Origin of the sequence: Citrobacter sp. Cpo030, assembly GCF_030333005.1 — a bacterium.
In the GTDB taxonomy this organism is placed as follows: domain Bacteria; phylum Pseudomonadota; class Gammaproteobacteria; order Enterobacterales; family Enterobacteriaceae; genus Citrobacter; species Citrobacter portucalensis.
On the sequence record NZ_JAOWGT010000074.1, the window covers coordinates 331407 to 349141 of the forward strand.

General features: G+C 47.6%; 15 protein-coding genes, 1 tRNA gene and 1 pseudogene. 10 read left to right on the forward strand and 7 right to left on the reverse strand.

The annotated features are described in order from the left end of the window. Positions 1 to 278: 278 nt before the first annotated feature. The gene (yicI, locus tag OGY37_RS20885; RefSeq protein WP_148361313.1) at positions 279 to 2597 is read right to left on the reverse strand and encodes an alpha-xylosidase; all 2319 of its coding nucleotides are present in this window, start codon (positions 2595 to 2597) and stop codon (positions 279 to 281) included. A gap of 10 nt (positions 2598 to 2607) precedes the next feature. After that, the gene (locus tag OGY37_RS20890; protein ID WP_279275362.1) at positions 2608 to 3990 is read right to left on the reverse strand and encodes a glycoside-pentoside-hexuronide family transporter; all 1383 of its coding nucleotides are present in this window, start codon (positions 3988 to 3990) and stop codon (positions 2608 to 2610) included. 290 nt (positions 3991 to 4280) lie between these two features. Here OGY37_RS20890 and OGY37_RS20895 point away from each other — a divergent pair. After that, positions 4281 to 4375: transfer RNA gene (locus OGY37_RS20895), tRNA-Sec, on the forward strand. 162 nt (positions 4376 to 4537) lie between these two features. Beyond that, positions 4538 to 5707 carry a tyrosine-type recombinase/integrase gene (locus OGY37_RS20900; protein WP_286621729.1) on the forward strand — a complete coding sequence of 390 codons (1170 nt, stop codon included), beginning with the start codon at positions 4538 to 4540 and terminating at the stop codon, positions 5705 to 5707. Positions 5708 to 5972: 265 nt separating this feature from the next. Here OGY37_RS20900 and OGY37_RS20905 read toward each other — a convergent pair whose 3' ends face one another. The 4 genes from OGY37_RS20905 to sid all read right to left on the reverse strand — a co-directional run bounded on the left by OGY37_RS20905 (position 5973) and on the right by sid (position 8832). Next, positions 5973 to 6971, reverse strand: coding sequence for a DUF4365 domain-containing protein (locus OGY37_RS20905; RefSeq protein ID WP_286621731.1), 999 nt, complete (start codon positions 6969 to 6971; stop codon positions 5973 to 5975). 292 nt (positions 6972 to 7263) lie between these two features. Continuing rightward, positions 7264 to 7830: a phage polarity suppression protein gene (locus tag OGY37_RS20910; RefSeq protein ID WP_286621734.1), complete on the reverse strand. Its 567-nt coding sequence runs from the start codon at positions 7828 to 7830 to the stop codon at positions 7264 to 7266. Between the two features lie 15 nt (positions 7831 to 7845). Beyond that, complete coding sequence (locus tag OGY37_RS20915; RefSeq protein WP_286621737.1) at positions 7846 to 8085, reverse strand: ogr/Delta-like zinc finger family protein; 240 nt, start codon at positions 8083 to 8085, stop codon at positions 7846 to 7848. A 3-nt stretch (positions 8086 to 8088) separates the two neighbouring features. Further along, positions 8089 to 8832, reverse strand: coding sequence for a capsid size-determining scaffold Sid (gene sid / locus OGY37_RS20920; RefSeq protein ID WP_286621739.1), 744 nt, complete (start codon positions 8830 to 8832; stop codon positions 8089 to 8091). Positions 8833 to 9372: 540 nt separating this feature from the next. On the opposite strand from sid, the gene OGY37_RS20925 reads away from it, so the two are divergent. The 8 genes and pseudogenes from OGY37_RS20925 (at position 9373) to OGY37_RS20960 (ending at position 17375) form a co-directional block, all read left to right on the forward strand. Beyond that, positions 9373 to 9639, forward strand: a complete 267-nt coding sequence (locus tag OGY37_RS20925; RefSeq protein WP_181517938.1) for a helix-turn-helix transcriptional regulator — start codon at positions 9373 to 9375, stop codon at positions 9637 to 9639. After that, complete coding sequence (locus OGY37_RS20930) at positions 9636 to 10187, forward strand: host cell division inhibitor Icd-like protein (protein WP_286621743.1); 552 nt, start codon at positions 9636 to 9638, stop codon at positions 10185 to 10187. Before OGY37_RS20925 ends, OGY37_RS20930 begins: the two co-directional genes overlap by 4 nt. Beyond that, positions 10184 to 10411, forward strand: coding sequence for a hypothetical protein (locus tag OGY37_RS20935; RefSeq protein WP_095062104.1), 228 nt, complete (start codon positions 10184 to 10186; stop codon positions 10409 to 10411). The genes OGY37_RS20930 and OGY37_RS20935 overlap by 4 nt, the downstream gene beginning before the upstream one ends. After that, positions 10410 to 10610 (forward strand): annotated as a pseudogene (locus OGY37_RS20940) (DUF5375 family protein); the annotation flags it as partial. The gene OGY37_RS20935 and the pseudogene OGY37_RS20940, both read left to right, overlap by 2 nt. Before the next feature lie 14 nt (positions 10611 to 10624). Next, the gene (locus OGY37_RS20945) at positions 10625 to 12958 is read left to right on the forward strand and encodes a primase-helicase zinc-binding domain-containing protein (protein WP_286621747.1); all 2334 of its coding nucleotides are present in this window, start codon (positions 10625 to 10627) and stop codon (positions 12956 to 12958) included. Positions 12959 to 13560: 602 nt separating this feature from the next. Beyond that, positions 13561 to 14187, forward strand: coding sequence for a retron St85 family effector protein (locus OGY37_RS20950; RefSeq protein WP_286621750.1), 627 nt, complete (start codon positions 13561 to 13563; stop codon positions 14185 to 14187). Positions 14188 to 14496: 309 nt separating this feature from the next. Then, a complete protein-coding gene (locus OGY37_RS20955) occupies positions 14497 to 15447 on the forward strand; it encodes a retron St85 family RNA-directed DNA polymerase (RefSeq protein WP_032254751.1) in 951 nt (316 codons plus the stop codon). 317 nt (positions 15448 to 15764) lie between these two features. Continuing rightward, positions 15765 to 17375, forward strand: a complete 1611-nt coding sequence (locus OGY37_RS20960; protein ID WP_286621752.1) for a GmrSD restriction endonuclease domain-containing protein — start codon at positions 15765 to 15767, stop codon at positions 17373 to 17375. On the opposite strand, the gene OGY37_RS20965 is transcribed toward OGY37_RS20960, so the two are convergent. After that, positions 17369 to 17677 (reverse strand): IS1 family transposase, encoded by a 309-nt coding sequence (locus OGY37_RS20965; protein ID WP_502873545.1) that lies wholly within the window; start codon positions 17675 to 17677, stop codon positions 17369 to 17371. The two genes, OGY37_RS20960 and OGY37_RS20965, sit on opposite strands and share 7 nt — an antisense overlap. Between the last annotated feature and the right edge of the window lie 58 nt (positions 17678 to 17735).

Sequence of the window (17735 nt, forward strand, 5' to 3'; positions counted from 1 at the left end):
CGTGTAATCCGTGATGATAAATATAAGAGGACTACGATGCGCCAACAATACTAAATCGTGTCCAGTAATCCGGACAGAAATAAGACAAAAAGAGGAAATAGTGAGATATTTACGGCGCAGATCACATTTTTCGTGGGATTCAGAGTGATATCGCTCTCAAATATGGGGAGATAAAAATTTAATTCAGGATGTTTTGGATTTTCAGATCTGGAATGCTGCTCGCAGCGTGGGCCGGATAAAACGCATTGCGTCGCCATCCAGCCCACGTTGAGATTTACTTACAGGGTAATCGTCAACACAATCGCATCCGGCGTGACAACCGTTCCCCACTCACTGCCCACAGACGAGCCGCCCTTCACGCCGCTAACCTGCATAATATTACGCAGACACAGCGTCCAGTTACGTGCTTCGCCACTTCCTTGCACGGTGATGGTATTACCCGTGCGCGTCGCTTTCAGCGTGAAGATAACCGAACCGTCAGCCGCCGGGACTTCACAAATCGCCTCCCGACCCTCCTGCAGATGGAACAGCTGGAACGCCGTCCCTTCGTGCCAGGCGTAGTCCGGCTTCTGGTTATTGCAGCCCAGCGCCAGCAGTGTATTGTCGCGCACATAAACAGGCAGACTCAGGAAGTCATGCTGCTGCTTATGCCAGCGGCTGCCCGCCACCTCGTCGTTACGCCACAGATGCGTCCAGCGTCCTTCCGGCAGATAGAACTGCACATCACCCGCCTCGCTAAACACCGGCGCAACCATCACGCTATCGCCCAGCATGTACTGGCGGTCGAGATAATCACATGCCGGATCGTCCGGGAACTCCAGCATCATTGCGCGCATCATCGGCGTTCCGAGTTCATTGGCGCGCGCCGCTTCGCGATACAGGTACGGCATCATGCGGCATTTCTGCTCAGTGAAGTAGCGCACCACGTCGCAGGATTCATCATCGTACGCCCATGGCACACGGTAGGATTTACTACCGTGCAGGCGGCTGTGGCTGGAGAGCAGCCCAAACGCACACCAGCGCTTGTAGACGTGCGCCGGGGCGGTATTCTCAAAGCCGCCAATATCGTGACTCCAGAAGCCAAAGCCGGACAGGCCGATGGACAACCCGCCACGCAGGCTTTCGGCCATTGATTCATAGTTGGCATAGCAGTCACCGCCCCAGTGCACCGGGAACTGTTGCGCGCCGACCGAGGCCGAACGGGCGAACAGCACTGCCTCTTCTTCACCGACGGTCTCTTTCAGCACGTTCCATACCAGTTCGTTGTAGATGTACGCATAATGGTTGTGCATTTTCTGCGGATCGGAACCGTCAAACCACTGCACGTCAGTAGGAATGCGTTCACCAAAGTCAGTTTTGAAGCAGTCAACGCCGATATCCACCAGACCTTTCAGCTTGTTGGCATACCACTCGCAGGCTTCAGGATTGGTGAAGTCATAAATCGCCAGGCCCGGCTGCCATTTATCCCATTGCCACAGGGAGCCGTCCGGGCGCTTGAGCAGATAACCTTTCTCTTTCAGTTCATTGAACAGCGGGGATTTCTGGCCGATATAGGGGTTTATCCATACGCAGACCTTCAGCCCTTTCTCTTTCAGGCGGCGGATCATGCCTTCCGGGTCAGGGAAGGTCACCGGATCCCACTCAAAGTCGCACCACTGGAAGGCTTTCATCCAGAAGCAGTCGAAATGGAAGACGTGCAGCGGCAGATTGCGCTCGGCCATCCCGTCGATAAAACTGTTCACCGTCGCTTCATCGTAATTAGTGGTGAACGATGTAGTCAGCCACAAACCGAATGACCAGGCTGGCGGCAGCGCCGGACGACCAGTAAAGCGGGTATAACGATCCAGCACCGCTTTCGGCGTAGGGCCGTCGATGACGAAATATTCCAGATACTCGCTTTCAACGCTGAACTGCACTTTTGACACTTTCTCAGAGCCAATTTCAAACGACACGCACTGCGGATGGTTTACCAGCACGCCGTAACCACGGTTGGTGAGATAAAACGGGATGTTCTTGTAAGACTGCTCGGTACTGGTGCCGCCATCGCGATTCCATGTTTCCACCGTCTGGCCGTTACGTACCAGCGCAGTAAAGCGCTCACCCAGACCGTACACCGTTTCGCCAACGCCCAGATCCAGGCGTTCAAACATATAGTTTTTCCCGCTGTTGGTGTCCTGCACGTAGCCGTTATTTTTCAGCTGGCTGCCGGTAATACGTTCGCCGTTACGCAAGAAATCCAGCGACCAGAACTCGCCTTTAGTGACCCGCACGCTCAAATTACCGCTTTTCAGTTCGGCAAATTCAGCGGTGTTTTGTATCTCTACGTTGACGTCCTGCAGCACGTTCAGCGGATAATGTGGACCGTTATCCAACGCGCCCTGGAAGTGTTCCATACGCACCCCAACCACGCCTTCCTGCGGCGAGAAAAAGCGCAGGGTGAAGAGTGGAGTATCCAGTTGCCAGGTACGTTCACGCACATCGCGCGGCGCAACGTAGACAATCATCTCGTTACCCTGCTGTTCGACCTCGAACACCTGAATCGGGTGAGTTAAATTCAGGCCAGGCTGCGTCAGCCAGTTTCCGTCGCTAATTTTCATCGTTGGTTCCTTAGTTCTGTAATTCTTTCGTCGAAAAATCCTGCTGATTGCGGTGCGCACCGTGAGCCAGCTGACTCATGATTTCCGTCAGATACGGCGTTTTCAGGGTATAGAAGCGTTTGGCAATCACGGCACTCAACAGGTAACAAATAGCTGGGACAATCGTGAACAATGCGATAATGATGCTAATGGTGGCGCTGTTCTGGGTTTTCGCTGCGGCATCGTAACCGCCGCCCGCCAGCATCCAGCCGATCATCGCCCCGCCGAACGCCAGACCCAGCTTCAGCACGAACAGCGTGCCCGCGAAGCTGATCCCCGTCAGACGTTTTCCGTTACACCACTCGCCGTAATCAACGGTATCGGACATCATCACCCACTGGATTGGCGTCACGAGCTGATGCAGTACGCCAATCACGAAGATGAAGGCAAACATGGTGAGGTTGGCGTGCATCGGCACGAAGAACATTGCCAGACTGACGACCGCCAGCAGGGCGTTCGTCCACCAGAAGACGCTGACTTTGCATTTCCAGTCAGTCAGCGGTTTTGCCAGCGCAGAGCCGATAAGATTGCCGACGCAATAGGTGGTGAGGAAGGCGACAAACACTTCCGGGGTACCCAGAATCCAGGTGACGTAATACATCATCGCCCCGCCGCGTACGCAGACGGCCAGGATGTTGAGGATGGTCAGCAGGCCGACGATGCGCCATTGGTCGTTCTGCCAGATGTCGCGCAGGTCTTCACGCATTGAGTTGCTGCTCGGCGGCGCTTCCACACGTTCTTTGGTGGTGAAGAAGCAAAACGCCAGCATCAGGAACGCCACAACCGAGAGCACGGCAATCCCGCCCTGGAAGCCCAGCGCTTTATCTTCACCGCCAATCAGATTCACCAGCGGCATCATCAGCACGGTGGAGAGCATGCCGCCCGCCGTCGCCAGCACAAAGCGCCATGACTGCAGGGAGATACGCTGCGTTGGGTCATTGGTTATCACACCGCCCAGCGCGCAGTAGGGAATATTCACCACGGTATAAAGCAGGGTCAGCAGCGTGTAGGTGATTGCGGCATAAATCATTTTGCCGTGCAGGCTGAGATCCGGCGTGCTGTAGGCGAGCACACAGACCAGACCAAATGGCAGAGCGCCAAACAGCACCCACGGGCGGAATTTCCCCCAGCGCGAACGGGTGCGGTCGGCGAGCAGTCCCATGCAAGGGTCTGAGATAGCATCCAGCGCGCGAGCCAGTAAGAACATCGTGCCGACAAAACCGGCCGGGATACCAAAAATATCGGTATAGAAGAACATCATATATAACATAACGTTATCAAAGATGATGTGGCTGGCGGCATCGCCCATGCCGTAGCCAATCTTCTCTTTAACGGACAAAATCTCACTTTTCATTACGCATCCTTGTTAGCACTTTCACACGCACAGATACCGGTTACAGTTCTTGTAAACCATCCCTGTGAGCGCGGGTATTCCGATATCTCGTTATCAAATTACGATTCTTGTTTTCTGTGATCAGGGTAGCGTCTGAAAATGTGTCTAAGTGTAAGTAATGGATTTTGCGGGGATTTATTTGAAACTGGTCATGGTATAGCGAAACGGAAGTTAAAAAAGTGAGTGAGGGGGTGTGGAAACGTTTGGAAGTAGCTATAATGCGCCCCGCCTCCATGTAGCAATCGAGGCGCGGAAGATCGTCATCTCCGGTGAGGTGGCTGGACTTCAAATCCAGTTGGGGCCGCCAGCGGTCCCGGGCAGGTTCGACTCCTGTGATCTTCCGCCAAAGTTCCTCCTCACCCATCCGAGAAAGTCTTAAAAACCCTTTATTTTCAATCACCATTGTAGATTAATCATCCGTAGCAGTCCGACAAGATCTCCCTGAATCCATGAAAAATATGTATAGTGATGTGTATAGATTTTTTATACACATTTTTGGCTTATACACATGGCACTTACAGATATACAAATCAAACGAGCAAAGCCCCAAGACAAGCCATACACATTGAACGACGGGCAAGGCCTGTCATTGCTTATCAATCCCGATGGCTCGAAGGGCTGGCGTTTCCGTTTCCGCTTTGCCGGAAAAGCGCGGTTAATGTCATTTGGCAGCTACGACCTTGTGAGCCTAGCTGAAGCACGTGAGAAGCGTGAGACCGCTCGTAAGCAAGTTGCCAATGGCATTGACCCGGTTGAGGAACGCAAAGCCCAGAAACTGGTTCAGCAGCTCTCCACTGAAAACTCATTCGAAGCTATATGTCGAGAATGGCACGCCAACAAAGCTGACCGCTGGACAGTGGCCTATCGCGAAGAAATCATTAAGACATTTGAACAAGATGTGTTCCCGTTCATTGGTAAACGCCCTATCAGTGAAATCAAACCGTTAGAACTGCTTGAAGTATTGCGACGAATAGAGAAGCGTGGGGCACTTGAGAAAACACGTAAGGTGCGTCAGAGGTGCGGTGAGGTTTATCGCTATGCAATCATAACTGGCCGCGCTGAATACAATCCTGCGCCTGATTTAGCCATCGCTCTGGCTGTTCCTAAGCAAAAACATCATCCATTTCTATCTGCCGAAGAATTGCCTCATTTTATTCAGGATCTCGAAGCGTATACCGGTAGCATCATCACCAAAAATGCTACGAAGATAGTCATGCTGACTGGTGTAAGAACGCAGGAGATGCGCTTTGCTACGTGGGAAGAAGTAGACCTCGAAAAAGGTATATGGGAGATACCAGCGGAACGTATGAAAATGCGTAGGCCTCACATTGTTCCTTTATCTACTCAGGTAGTTGACCTTTTTAAACAGCTTAAACCTATTACCGGCCAATACCCTTACATCTTTATTGGCAGGAACAACCGTAGTAAGCCAATCTCTAAAGAAAGCGTTTCACAAGTGATTGAGTTACTGGGTTACAAAGGACGTGCTACAGGTCACGGTTTTCGCCATACCATGTCGACAATATTGCATGAACAGGGATTTGATAGTGCTTGGATTGAAATGCAATTAGCGCATGTTGATAAGAATAGTATTCGAGGAACCTATAATCATGCTCAGTATTTTGAAAAACGGAGAGAAATGATGCAGTGGTATTCCAATCACTTATACAGTCAATAACTATTCTTCAATGATTAATAGTTTATTCTAATAATATGCAAACTGATTCTTTATTTCTAGCTAAAGAGTTAGAACATGCTTCTTTTATTTAGATTATCTCTGAGTAAACGCAATTTGCATAATTAAATCAACTTTGTTAACATCAGTGGTGGTTGAATGGGTGGAATCGCCTATGTCAGAGTGCTCCCCTGAGATCTAAAGGAGTGAGGTCAGCTTAACAGCGACAATCGTTCTAGGTACGGCGCCGACACCCATTCCTCCAACTTTAGCCGAAGGATTTCCTCCTAGCTAATTCATGAAGAGAATAAAAACATTTTTCAAAGGATTTTACTTTTCCTTTATGTTTTATTTCAGTACATTCCATGATGAGTCGTATAACAGTTTCATGTCGCTCATAGAAAGTCACACGTACTGTTATAGACTCATACCACCTCACTCTTTCTTGACCACATTTTAGGCGCATGTTTTCTTTGGCACTTAATGTTGTAATAGTAAGCCCTTCTTTTTTTAAAAGCATACGCATGGCAACGGGCAATAATAGCAATGATTGGAATTTTGTATCATTTGGTCGGCTGAATCTTGTTATATGATTCCACCCCCGCCATGTTATACTTGCTATAAACAAATCAGGATTTTTTTTACTAAACACCTTCCACTGAAGATAATATTTTCTTGCGGAATCCAAAATGCCCTTGGATGATTTAGAAACATCTTTTATATTTATTTCTGGAACATCAAGAGGCACTTCTTTATTTCCCTTTATTACAGGAAGCTTCCTTAGCTCAGCCCACCGCCAACATAAATTTGAATAATCAGACTTACTTAAAAGATCAAATTTATTTCTAAAAAGAAAATTAACAGAGCCAGTTCTCTTGTTATAACAATCAGTTCTTAAATTCGCCCAGAATGCCAAAGGCTGTCCATTATTAAGCCTTGGTGGAATAACATTAATGATTACTACTGGTCCCGGATAAGACAACCATCGAGGCAAATGACTTTGAAGATAATCGGCTTTTAGATTTATAGAATAGTCACCCGTAGGGCATTTTTTAACATATCCAGTTTTTATCTGCGCAAAGATAATATCTCCTGTAGGTCCTGCATATGACGAGTTACGCCGTCTCTTAAGCATAATCAACGCGTCAATTCCATCATCATTATGTGCAGATATGATCTCTACCCCAGCCCCCCATAGCCCTTCAACAATCCATGTCACCCATGCAACTCCAAGCTGCCCTTGATGATTAATATCGATTGATTTCATTGTCATCGCCTTAAAGAATTATTATTCCGCATTCTTTGAATGCTTTTACTTATTGTATAACTCCATGAACTTTATTTATAGAAGCAAACCTCCACGCGCAATGCTCTCCCCGCCACGCCTGCCCGCTTAAGAGGTTGCTTTTAATGCAGGTGCATGAACCGGCTCAGGCCGCGCCGGTACTGGCGTGGTGGGGAAAATAAAATACGGGGATTTGCATGCAAAACCATGCACCTTATGGATGCATGGCTTTTTTCGGGAAAAATAGCGGAATTTTCGGGGATTTTTTTGCGTGCTACCGTGCGGCCAGTTCTGCACGTCGGCGGGTGTAAATCAGGTTCTGTGCCGGGGTGAATTTCTGGCGATTATCATCCCGCGAAGCCGCATCAGGCCTGAATCCGATGGCCGTTAAAATGTCGCTGTCCTGCGCGGAATAATTAATTTTTTCACCGGCGGCCAGCCACACCGACAGGGCTTCACGCAGATAATCAACCGAGTGCTGCATGGCGCTCTGTTTTACTGCGGGAAGCTGTTCGTGATATCCCATCAGCTCAGGTGCCAGCGTGGCGGCCAGCTCCGCGCCATGCTGCTGCATAAAGTCATGGAGCCGGTTGCGGATGCTGATGTGCTGCACCTCCTCATGTGAGCGGATATAGCGACCGGCGGCCTGATTAATCTCCCATTTTTTCACATCGATATTGTCGCGCAAATCCTGCACTCTGCGCGGGATTTGTTCGTCACCGGCAAGGAGCTGTTCACGGTATTCCCGTTCAAGGTCTGCCAGTTCGGCTTTACGTTTCAGCCAGGTATTTTTGTTCATCTGACAGGCCTCGAAGGCCTGCTGTATGGTCACAGTGGTCACGTGTCTCTCTCCTGATTAATGCCGGAACGGCGAGCTGTAGCAGCCCTGTACTTTACGCGGCGGCGATGGCGTCACCGGGGCGGGGTCGGTTTTCTCCGGTGCGGGACGTATCACACCGTCAACCGACTCGATGGTGCGGAAAGTGGCCGAGCATTCGATATTGGTACACTGGTGATAACGCTGTTTGACGTTTTCCGACAGATACCGGCTGGTACGGACGTGCGCGGTCTTTTTGCAGAACGGACAGTGAAACATAATTCAGCCCTCTGCCTGTTCGTGATCTTTTGCGGCCAGTTCAGCGGCAAGCTTCATCCGTCTGGCCGGGCTTCTTAACAGCGCCATATCAACCCCGGTTATGACCGGGCGATTCATGCCCGTTACGGACAGAACCGGCTCCTGCTCCATATCAAAATGATACAGGGCTGACTGCAGATTCAGGGCATCACCCAGCTCGCGGGTCACGGTCGCACGTGGCGAGGTTTCTCCGCTCATTTCCAGCGACCGTATACGCAACAGAAAGGCACGTAACAGTGCGGGGCTGATACCGGCTAACGCCTTCTTCCACTCGCTGTTGGCGTAAGTGGTGAACGCTTTTTCATGGGCGCTGATATAAGCCGTACCGGAGGAGCATGCGTCGAGCATGGCGAGGCCTTTGTCTTTCTCCAGCTCGGTAATCAGACCGGTGAACTCATCAGCCAGTTCGCGGCTGGCGATACGATTACTGTGTTCAGCTTTCAGTTCAGGAGTGAGGTTGCCGCGCAGAGTTCGAAAGCGGCTGCGCCAGTCCTGTTCGGCCTGTGCACTTTCACTGAGCGCGGTCTGTCGTTCCTGCTCACAACGCTGAATGGAAGCCTCAATGTCGCTGAGTTTACCCATGCTGGCCGTGTGTGCGTCTTTTGCTTCGTTAAGTGCGGTCAGCGCACCGGCAATACGTTGTTCCGCGCCTTCATCCTGTTTACTGATAACGGTCTGCATGGCTTTGATAATGAGTTCGGGTTTCATGTTCAGGCTCTCCGTGTGTTCAACCTGAAATGATTCTGACGCCTCCTGCACAACAACACGATTCATTACCGTTGTCAGAGTGCTGGCACAAACAGACCTTAAAAACCGGCTGGCCAGAGAAAGGTCGCAGGAAAACCTTACTCACCGTTTGTTTTTTTACTTATAACTATTCACCACTGTTCACCTTAAATAAAAAGATAAGTAATACAGTAAGTTAAAGGGTGAACAGTTGAAGGTCTGACTGTTCACCGTCTGTTCACCACTGTTCACCCTTCACTTTGTTCAGCCAGCCAGCTTCTTAGATTTTTTAGCGATTAAAAAATAGAAATGTATAAACAAAAGTAATCAGCAATGGGCCACCGGTTTGCCAACGTTTACCAAAAAACGGCCAACGTTTGCCACTGTATAAAAATCGCTCTGTTGTGTGGTGGAGTACTACAAAATGACTTGTTGCCCTGCGTAAAAATATTCACAAAATAGAGAGCTACCCGAAGCCGGACGGACACGACCGGCACTGTATGGACTTTGTGAGGTAGCCCGATGCACACCACTTTTTCTTCCCCGTCTTCTGCCCCTGCCGCCCCGCTGATGCCGGTTTCTGATACCGTTCACGAGCGCTTTATCCGTCTGCCCGAAGTGATGCATCTGTGCGGCCTGTCCCGCTCGACCATTTACGACCTCATCAGCCGGGAAGCCTTCCCGAAACAAATCTCCCTCGGTGGAAAAAATGTGGCGTGGGCGCAGTCTGAAATCACTGCATGGATGGCGGATCGCATTGCCGAGCGCAACCGGGGCTATGACGCATGATGATGACCGTTCAGCAAACAGCCCCTTTTTCTGGCTTGCTTCTTTTCGCCGTTTCCAGGTATAGTTTTCCCGCTGTCGCAAAATCGGCAGCCGGGATTTGCAGCCCGTGTAACTCAATGGCGACACCGGACGCGCCATGCGTCTTTTTTTACGTCGTAGCTCAGGCACACCCATTTTTCGGGCTGTGGTGTTTACACCGTGGCTCCTGTCAGATAATGGTGGTCCGGGCGGGGCAGCCTTCGGGCTGGCCGGTATCCATTGAGGCCGGTACTGCAAACCCCGTCCGGGCCACCACCCATGAGATTTGCAGCTCCGGTGGTGGCGATAACCGTTACTCAATGGAGGTTGCCCTTATGGCTACGACCCTCACCCCGTCACACCCGCAATTTGTCTTTGTGTTTGCCGCCGTTCGTCGCGCAGACCGTAAACCCCGTATTTGTATGCTCCGCACCGTTGCCGGTGATGAGCACGCCGCACGCCTTTCTCTCGTTCGCGATTACGTTCTCTCGTTCGCTGGCCGTCTGCCGGTTGCGGAGGTGCGCGCATGAGACACACCACCATTACCGCCCGCGACCTCGAATGTCTTGAGCATATGCGCAATGTCGGCCAGCTCGTCGGCGACCTGATGCAGGTGCAGGACTGCGCGACCGTTAGGCGTGACCCGGCGCAGCAGTTACAGCTCACCTCCGTGATTTACCTCATGACCACCCAGCTCGACGGCGTGGTCGAACGCTGCAATCAGCAGTGGCTGACCGGGGAGGGTAACGTATGAAAAAGCCATTGCCGCCGAGCTGGAGGGCTTCTACCTGCGCCAGCACGGCGAGGAAAAAGGCCGCCAGATTGCCTGTGCACTGCTGGAGGATTTAATGGAAGCCGGACCACTCAAAGCCGCGCCATCGCTGTCCTTTCTCGGGCTGGCCGTGATGGATGAGCTTTGCGCCCGTCATATCACGTCGCCGGTACTGCACTGAGGGAGAAAACAACGATGAAAATGAACGTAACGGACACCGTAAAACAGGCATGTGGCCACTGGCCGCGCATTCTCCCGGCGCTGGGTGTGAAGGTGATTAAAAACCGCCATCAGTCCTGCCCAGTGTGCGGCGGCTCTGACCGTTTCCGCTTTGACGATAAAGAAGGGCGCGGGACGTGGTTCTGCAATCAGTGTGGCGCAGGTGACGGGCTTAAGCTGGTAGAGAAAGTGTTTGGCGTGACCCCGTCAGTGGCTGCCGGAAAGATAAACGCCGTGACCGGCAACCTGCCGCCGGTTGCCCCGGAAGTGATTGCGGCCGCAGAGGCTGAAACGGAGGCCGACCGCAAAGCGGCGGCCGCGCTGGCCGTCAGGCTCATGGAGAAAACCCGACCGGCCACCGGCAATGCCTACCTCACCTGCAAGGGTTTCCCCGCTCTGGAATGTCTGACGCTCACCGCCATACATAAAACCGGCGGCGTGACGTTCCGCGACGGCGATGTGGTTGTCCCGCTGTATGATGATACCGGCGCACTGGTTAACCTTCAGCTTATTAGTTCTGACGGTCTCAAACGCACCCTGAAAGGCGGCCAGGTCAAAGGGGCATGTCATATCATCGAAGGACAGAAACAGACCGGAAAACGCCTGTGGATTGCGGAGGGTTATGCAACCGCGCTCACCGTGCATCATCTGACCGGGGAAACCGTCATGGTGGCGCTGTCCTCCGTAAACCTCCTTTCTCTGGCGAGCCTTGCCCGTCACAAATACCCGGCCTGTCAGATTGTCCTCGCAGCCGACCGCGACCTTAACGGCGACGGCCAGAAAAAAGCCGTCGCGGCCGCAGAAGCCTGTGAGGGTGTTGTTGCCCTGCCGCCAGTGTTCGGTGACTGGAATGATGCGTTTACGCAGCACGGCGAGGAAGCCACGCGGAAAGCCATTTATGACGCCATCCGGCCACCGGCGCAAAGTCCGTTTGATACCATGAGCGAGGCGGAATTTACCGCCATGAGCGCCAGCGACAAGGCTCTGCGGGTGCATGAGCATTACGGCGAAGCGCTGGCGGTGGATGCGAACGGCCAGCTCCTGTCCCGCTATGAAAACGGCATCTGGAAAAATATCCCTGCCGCCACTTTTTCACGAAATGTGGCTGACTTATTCCAGCGTCTGCGCGCCCCGTTCTCGTCCGGGAAAATTGCCTCGGTGGTGGAGACCCTGAAACTGATTATTCCGCAGCAGGATACACCGGCACGTCGTCTGATTGGCTTTCGCAACGGGGTACTCGATACCCAAAGCGGCGTATTCAGCCCGCACCATAAATCGCACTGGCTGCGCACGCTGTGTGATGTGGATTTTACCCCGCCGGTGGAAGGGGAAACGCTGGAGACTCACGCGCCGAACTTCTGGCGCTGGCTCGACCGTGCGGCCGGTAAAAATCCACAAAAACGCGACGTGATTCTGGCTGCGCTGTTTATGGTGCTGGCGAACCGTTACGACTGGCAGCTCTTTCTCGAAGTCACCGGTCCCGGCGGGAGCGGCAAAAGTATTCTGGCCGAAATCGCGACCCTACTCGCCGGGGAAGATAACGCCACGTCAGCCGATATCGACACACTGGAAGACCCGCGCAAGCGTGCCTCCCTGATTGGCTTCTCGCTTATCCGTCTGCCAGACCAGGAAAAATGGAGCGGTGACGGCGCAGGACTCAAGGCCATCACCGGCGGCGATGCAGTTTCAGTTGACCCGAAATACCAGAATCCGTACTCAACGCATATTCCGGCGGTGATTCTGGCCGTGAACAATAACCCGATGCGCTTCACCGACCGCAGCGGCGGCGTCTCCCGTCGCCGGGTGATTATTCATTTCCCGGAGCAGATTGCCCCGGAGGAACGCGACCCGCAGCTCAGGGATAAAATTGCACGCGAGCTGGCCGTCATCGTGCGCCAGCTTATGCAGAAATTCAGCGACCCGATGGCAGCGCGCGGACTGCTCCAGTCACAGCAGAACTCCGACGAGGCGCTCAGCATTAAGCGCGATGCTGACCCGACATTTGATTTTTGCGGCTATCTGGAAATGCTCCCACAGACCAACGGGATGTTTATGGGGAATGCCAGTATCATCCCGCGTAATTACCGTAAATACCTCTATCACGCGTATCTGGCCTATATGGAGGCTAACGGGTACAGGAACGTGCTCAGCCTGAAAATGTTCGGGCTGGGGCTACCCATGATGCTGAAAGAGTACGGCCTGAATTATGAGAAGCGACACACCAAGCAGGGGATACAAACCAACCTGTCGCTGAAAGAGGAAAGCTACGGCGACTGGCTGCCGAAGTGCGACGACCCCGCAGCAACATAACCTCACTCAGACCGGCAACAGCCGGTCTTTTCCTTTCTGGCTATTGCCACAAGGTGAACAATCCACTGTTCACCCTTCACCGTTTATTCACCCTTTATCACTATGAAATTATTAATAAAAAACCAGAGGTGAACAGTAAAACCTGAAAAAACTTTTTTATCACCCCGCGCATCGCCCGACTGGACAGATCCAGAACGAGCAAAAATCACAAAGGTGAAGAGTCGACTGTTCACTCTTCACCAACTCATCACCACCTAACCACATGATATAAAATGATAAATAACCGAGGTGAACAGTGTGAACAGTTAAATGCAAAAAAACTTTTTCTCAGCTCTTGGATAAAAGAAAATTAATTCACATCAATAGCTTTCCTCTTGAATCCTCTTGAGGTTTATGAGAGCGTAACAGAGCCAAACCTAGCATTTTATGGGTTAATAGCCCATCGGGCCATGAGTCATGGTTTCGCCTAGTATTTTAGCTATGCCCGTCGTTCAGTTCGCTGAGCGGCGGCTGGGGGCCACCGATCAGCGAACTGATCGACGTGCTCAAGTAGGTTTGGCTCTTTTAGTCCTCTACCATCAAGGTGCATAAGGATATTCTCGATGCTGACTCAGCTAAAAAAAAATGGTACTGAGGTATCTAGAGCAACCGCGTTATTTTCATCATTCGTTGAAAAGAACAAAGTAAAATGTCCTGGTAATGTAAAAAAATTCGTCTTTCTGTGTGGTGCTAACAAAAACAATGGAGAACCATCAGCAAGACGATTGGAATTAATAAATTTTTCTGAAAGGTATTTGAATAACTGTCACTTTTTTCTTGCTGAACTAGTTTTCAAAGAATTAAGCACCGATGAAGAATCATTATCTGATAATTTATTAGATATCGAAGCTGACTTATCTAAATTAGCTGATCATATTATCATTGTTTTAGAAAGTTATTCATCTTTCACGGAACTTGGTGCATTCGCATACAGCAAGCAATTACGCAAGAAATTAATAATAGTTAACAATACAAAATTTATAAATGAGAAATCATTTATAAATATGGGACCAATAAAGGCTATTACTCAGCAATCACAACAATCTGGTCATTTCTTACATTATAAAATGACAGAAGGTATTGAAAGTATAGAGCGCTCTGATGGGATTGGCGAAATATTCGACCCCCTATATGATATTCTTTCTAAGAACGACAGAGCAATTTCAAGAACTTTAAAAAAGAAGAGTTAGATCCTTCCAGTAACTTCAATAAAGACTCAGTACGATTTATTCATGACGTAATTTTTGTATGTGGTCCTTTGCAACTTAATGAACTCATCGAAATAATCACAAAAATATTTGGTACAGAAAGCCATTACAAAAAAAATCTTCTAAAGCACCTTGGTATTCTAATAGCTATTAGAATAATATCATGCACAAATGGGATTTATTATTCTTTGTATAAAGAATATTATTTTAAATATGACTTTGACATTGACAACATATCATCAATGTTTAAAGTTTTTTTCCTCAAGAACAAGCCAGAAAGGATGAGGGTATATGAGAATATATAGCCTAATTGATTCTCAGACATTGATGACTAAGGGATTTGCTTCTGAAGTAATGCGATCACCTGAGCCGCCAAAAAAATGGGATATAGCTAAGAAAAAAGGAGGTATGAGAACAATTTATCACCCGTCATCAAAAGTTAAATTAATTCAATATTGGTTAATGAATAATGTTTTTTCGAAGCTCCCAATGCATAATGCTGCATATGCATTTGTTAAAAACCGATCAATAAAAAGCAATGCTTTATTACATGCCGAATCAAAGAATAAGTATTATGTGAAAATAGATCTCAAAGATTTTTTCCCTTCAATAAAATTTACTGATTTTGAGTACGCATTCACTCGTTATCGAGATCGCATTGAATTTACTACAGAATATGATAAGGAGTTACTACAACTTATAAAAACGATCTGCTTTATATCAGATAGCACTCTCCCTATCGGGTTTCCTACATCTCCATTAATTGCAAACTTTGTGGCAAGAGAACTTGATGAAAAACTGACGCAAAAACTAAATGCAATTGATAAACTTAATGCCACTTATACCCGATATGCTGATGATATTATTGTCTCTACAAATATGAAAGGGGCTAGCAAATTAATTCTGGATTGTTTTAAAAGAACAATGAAAGAGATTGGTCCAGACTTTAAAATTAACATTAAAAAATTTAAGATTTGTAGTGCTTCGGGAGGAAGTATAGTAGTTACCGGATTGAAAGTTTGCCACGATTTTCATATTACATTACATAGATCAATGAAAGATAAAATAAGATTGCATCTTTCTCTTTTATCAAAGGGCATATTAAAAGATGAAGATCATAATAAACTTTCTGGTTATATTGCTTATGCAAAAGATATAGACCCTCATTTTTATACAAAACTGAACAGAAAATATTTTCAAGAAATAAAATGGATTCAGAATCTCCACAACAAAGTTGAATAAACTTTATATTTTGGATGCAACCCAATAACTTCATTGATTAAATTGGGAACAATATAGGCTTTTCAGGATGACCTACACTCTAGAGAATGTGTATACAAAAGTGTATAAGTTATTTTAAAATCTATATAAAATACAGCAAAATCAATGCATTGGCGGCATTTTACCACTCCTGTGATCTTCCGCCAAAATTCTTATCTTGTTTGTTTACTAACATATTTTGTCCTATATAATCTCATCTTATATACTAGTGAATATAAAGAAGTTTTCGTTTATATATTTACGTTATTATGTCAATAAATTTGATAGGACTATAATTTATGGCTTTCTCACAGTTAACTATTAGACAAATAATTCAAAAAGTAAGCGAAGGTGAAATCAGAATCCCTGCATTCCAAAGAGATTTTGTATGGGAACCTGATCGAGTCCAATTTCTCATGGATAGCATATATAAAGGATATCCGATAGGTACAGTATTATTCTGGCGAAGCAGGGAAAAACTATCTTTTGACCGTGATCTTGGTCCTTTTACACTTCCAGAACCTAAGAAACAATATCCAATTGATTATGTTCTTGACGGACAACAAAGGATTACATCGATATTCTCAACATTTCAAACAGAATTACTGAAGAACAAAAGTAAAAACTGGGTGCCTATATATTTTGATCTTGATGCTCCAGAAAATGCTCAAGATTCACAATTTATTGCAACAGATGACGAATGCGTTCCAGAAAACTATATCCCCCTAAATATAATTTTTGACGTAGTGGAATATGGGAAATATTCAAGAAAACTTACGAATGAAGAGCATATAAAAAAATTAGATGAACTTCAAACCAAATTTAAAGAAGCAAGTATACCTGTCGAAACAGTAGAAACAGAAGAACATTCAAAGATTGCTATAATATTTGAAAGAATAAATCGCAATGGTATTCCACTAAATACATATCAACTTCTTTCTGCTTGGACTTGGAGTAGTGAATTCGATCTTAGAGCCAAATTTGAAGAACTTTCAAATAAACTTGATGATGTTGAGTATGGTGATCTAGGAGATGAGGAAGATTTATTAATTAAATGCTGTGCCGCGGCGATGAAAGAAGATAGTTCATCCCACGCTATTGTTGAGTTAAAAGGTGATGAGGTTAGGAATAATTTTCTTTCTTTCCAAAATGGTCTCTTAGGTGCGATTGACTTCTTAAGACGAGACTGTGGAGTAGTATCCTTAAAAGTACTGCCATATAAATCGATGCTCATCCCATTAACACGTTTTTTTATGACTAACAATGCTGCTGGATTTCATCCAAACGCAACTCAACGGCACTTATTAAAAAAATGGTTCTGGCATACTTGTTTTTCTCGAAAATATTCAAATAGCGTGGATTCTGCTGTTTCGCAAGATATTTCTGCAATGGTTGAATTACGCAAAGATAAATATGAAAAAATAGAACGTAAGAAATTTGAAGTTACTGATGAATTTTTCCTCGAGAATGCTTTCTCAGTTACCTCTGTTAATACAAAAACATTCATATTGTTATTAGCAAAAAAGAGACCTAAATCCTTTTTATCGGGTGCTGATGTAGATCTTGATGATGTGCTTACCTCATGCAATAAAACTGAGTTTCATCATATATTCCCCGACAATTATCTTAAAACAAAATGTGGGGTTGATGAAAGAATCAAGAGGTTCTGTCTTGCTAATTTCGCTTTTCTTTCTCAGAAAGATAACCGTTCAATTAAAGATAAATCTCCAATTGATTATCAAAACCAAATTCAAAAACTTCTGAAAGACAGCATCTTTCAGCATTCCCTTATCCCTACGAATGGTTTAGAAATGAATTATTCTGATTTTCTTAAAGCAAGGGTTCAGCTATTGAAAGAAACCGCTAACAGTTTAATAGACGGAACATTGGTAATGACTCCAACTTACTGATAGTGTTTTATGTTCAGATAATGCCCGATGACCTTGTCATGCAGCTCCAGCGATTTTGAGAACGACAGTGACTTCCGTCCCAGCCTTGCCAGATGTTGTCTCAGATTCAGGTTATGTCGCTCAATGCGCTGAGTGTAACGCTTGCTGATAACGTGCAGCTTTCCCTTCAGGCGTGATTCATAAAGCGGCCAGCCATCCGTCATCCATACCACCACATCAAAGACCGACAGCAGCTCCAGAAGACGCTCCAGTGTGGCCAGAGTACGCTCACCANNGACGTGTGCCACCACCGTCCTGCGCATCCTGTCATAGGCGTAAAATAACCAGCGCTGACGTGATTTAGCCCCGACGTAGCCCCAC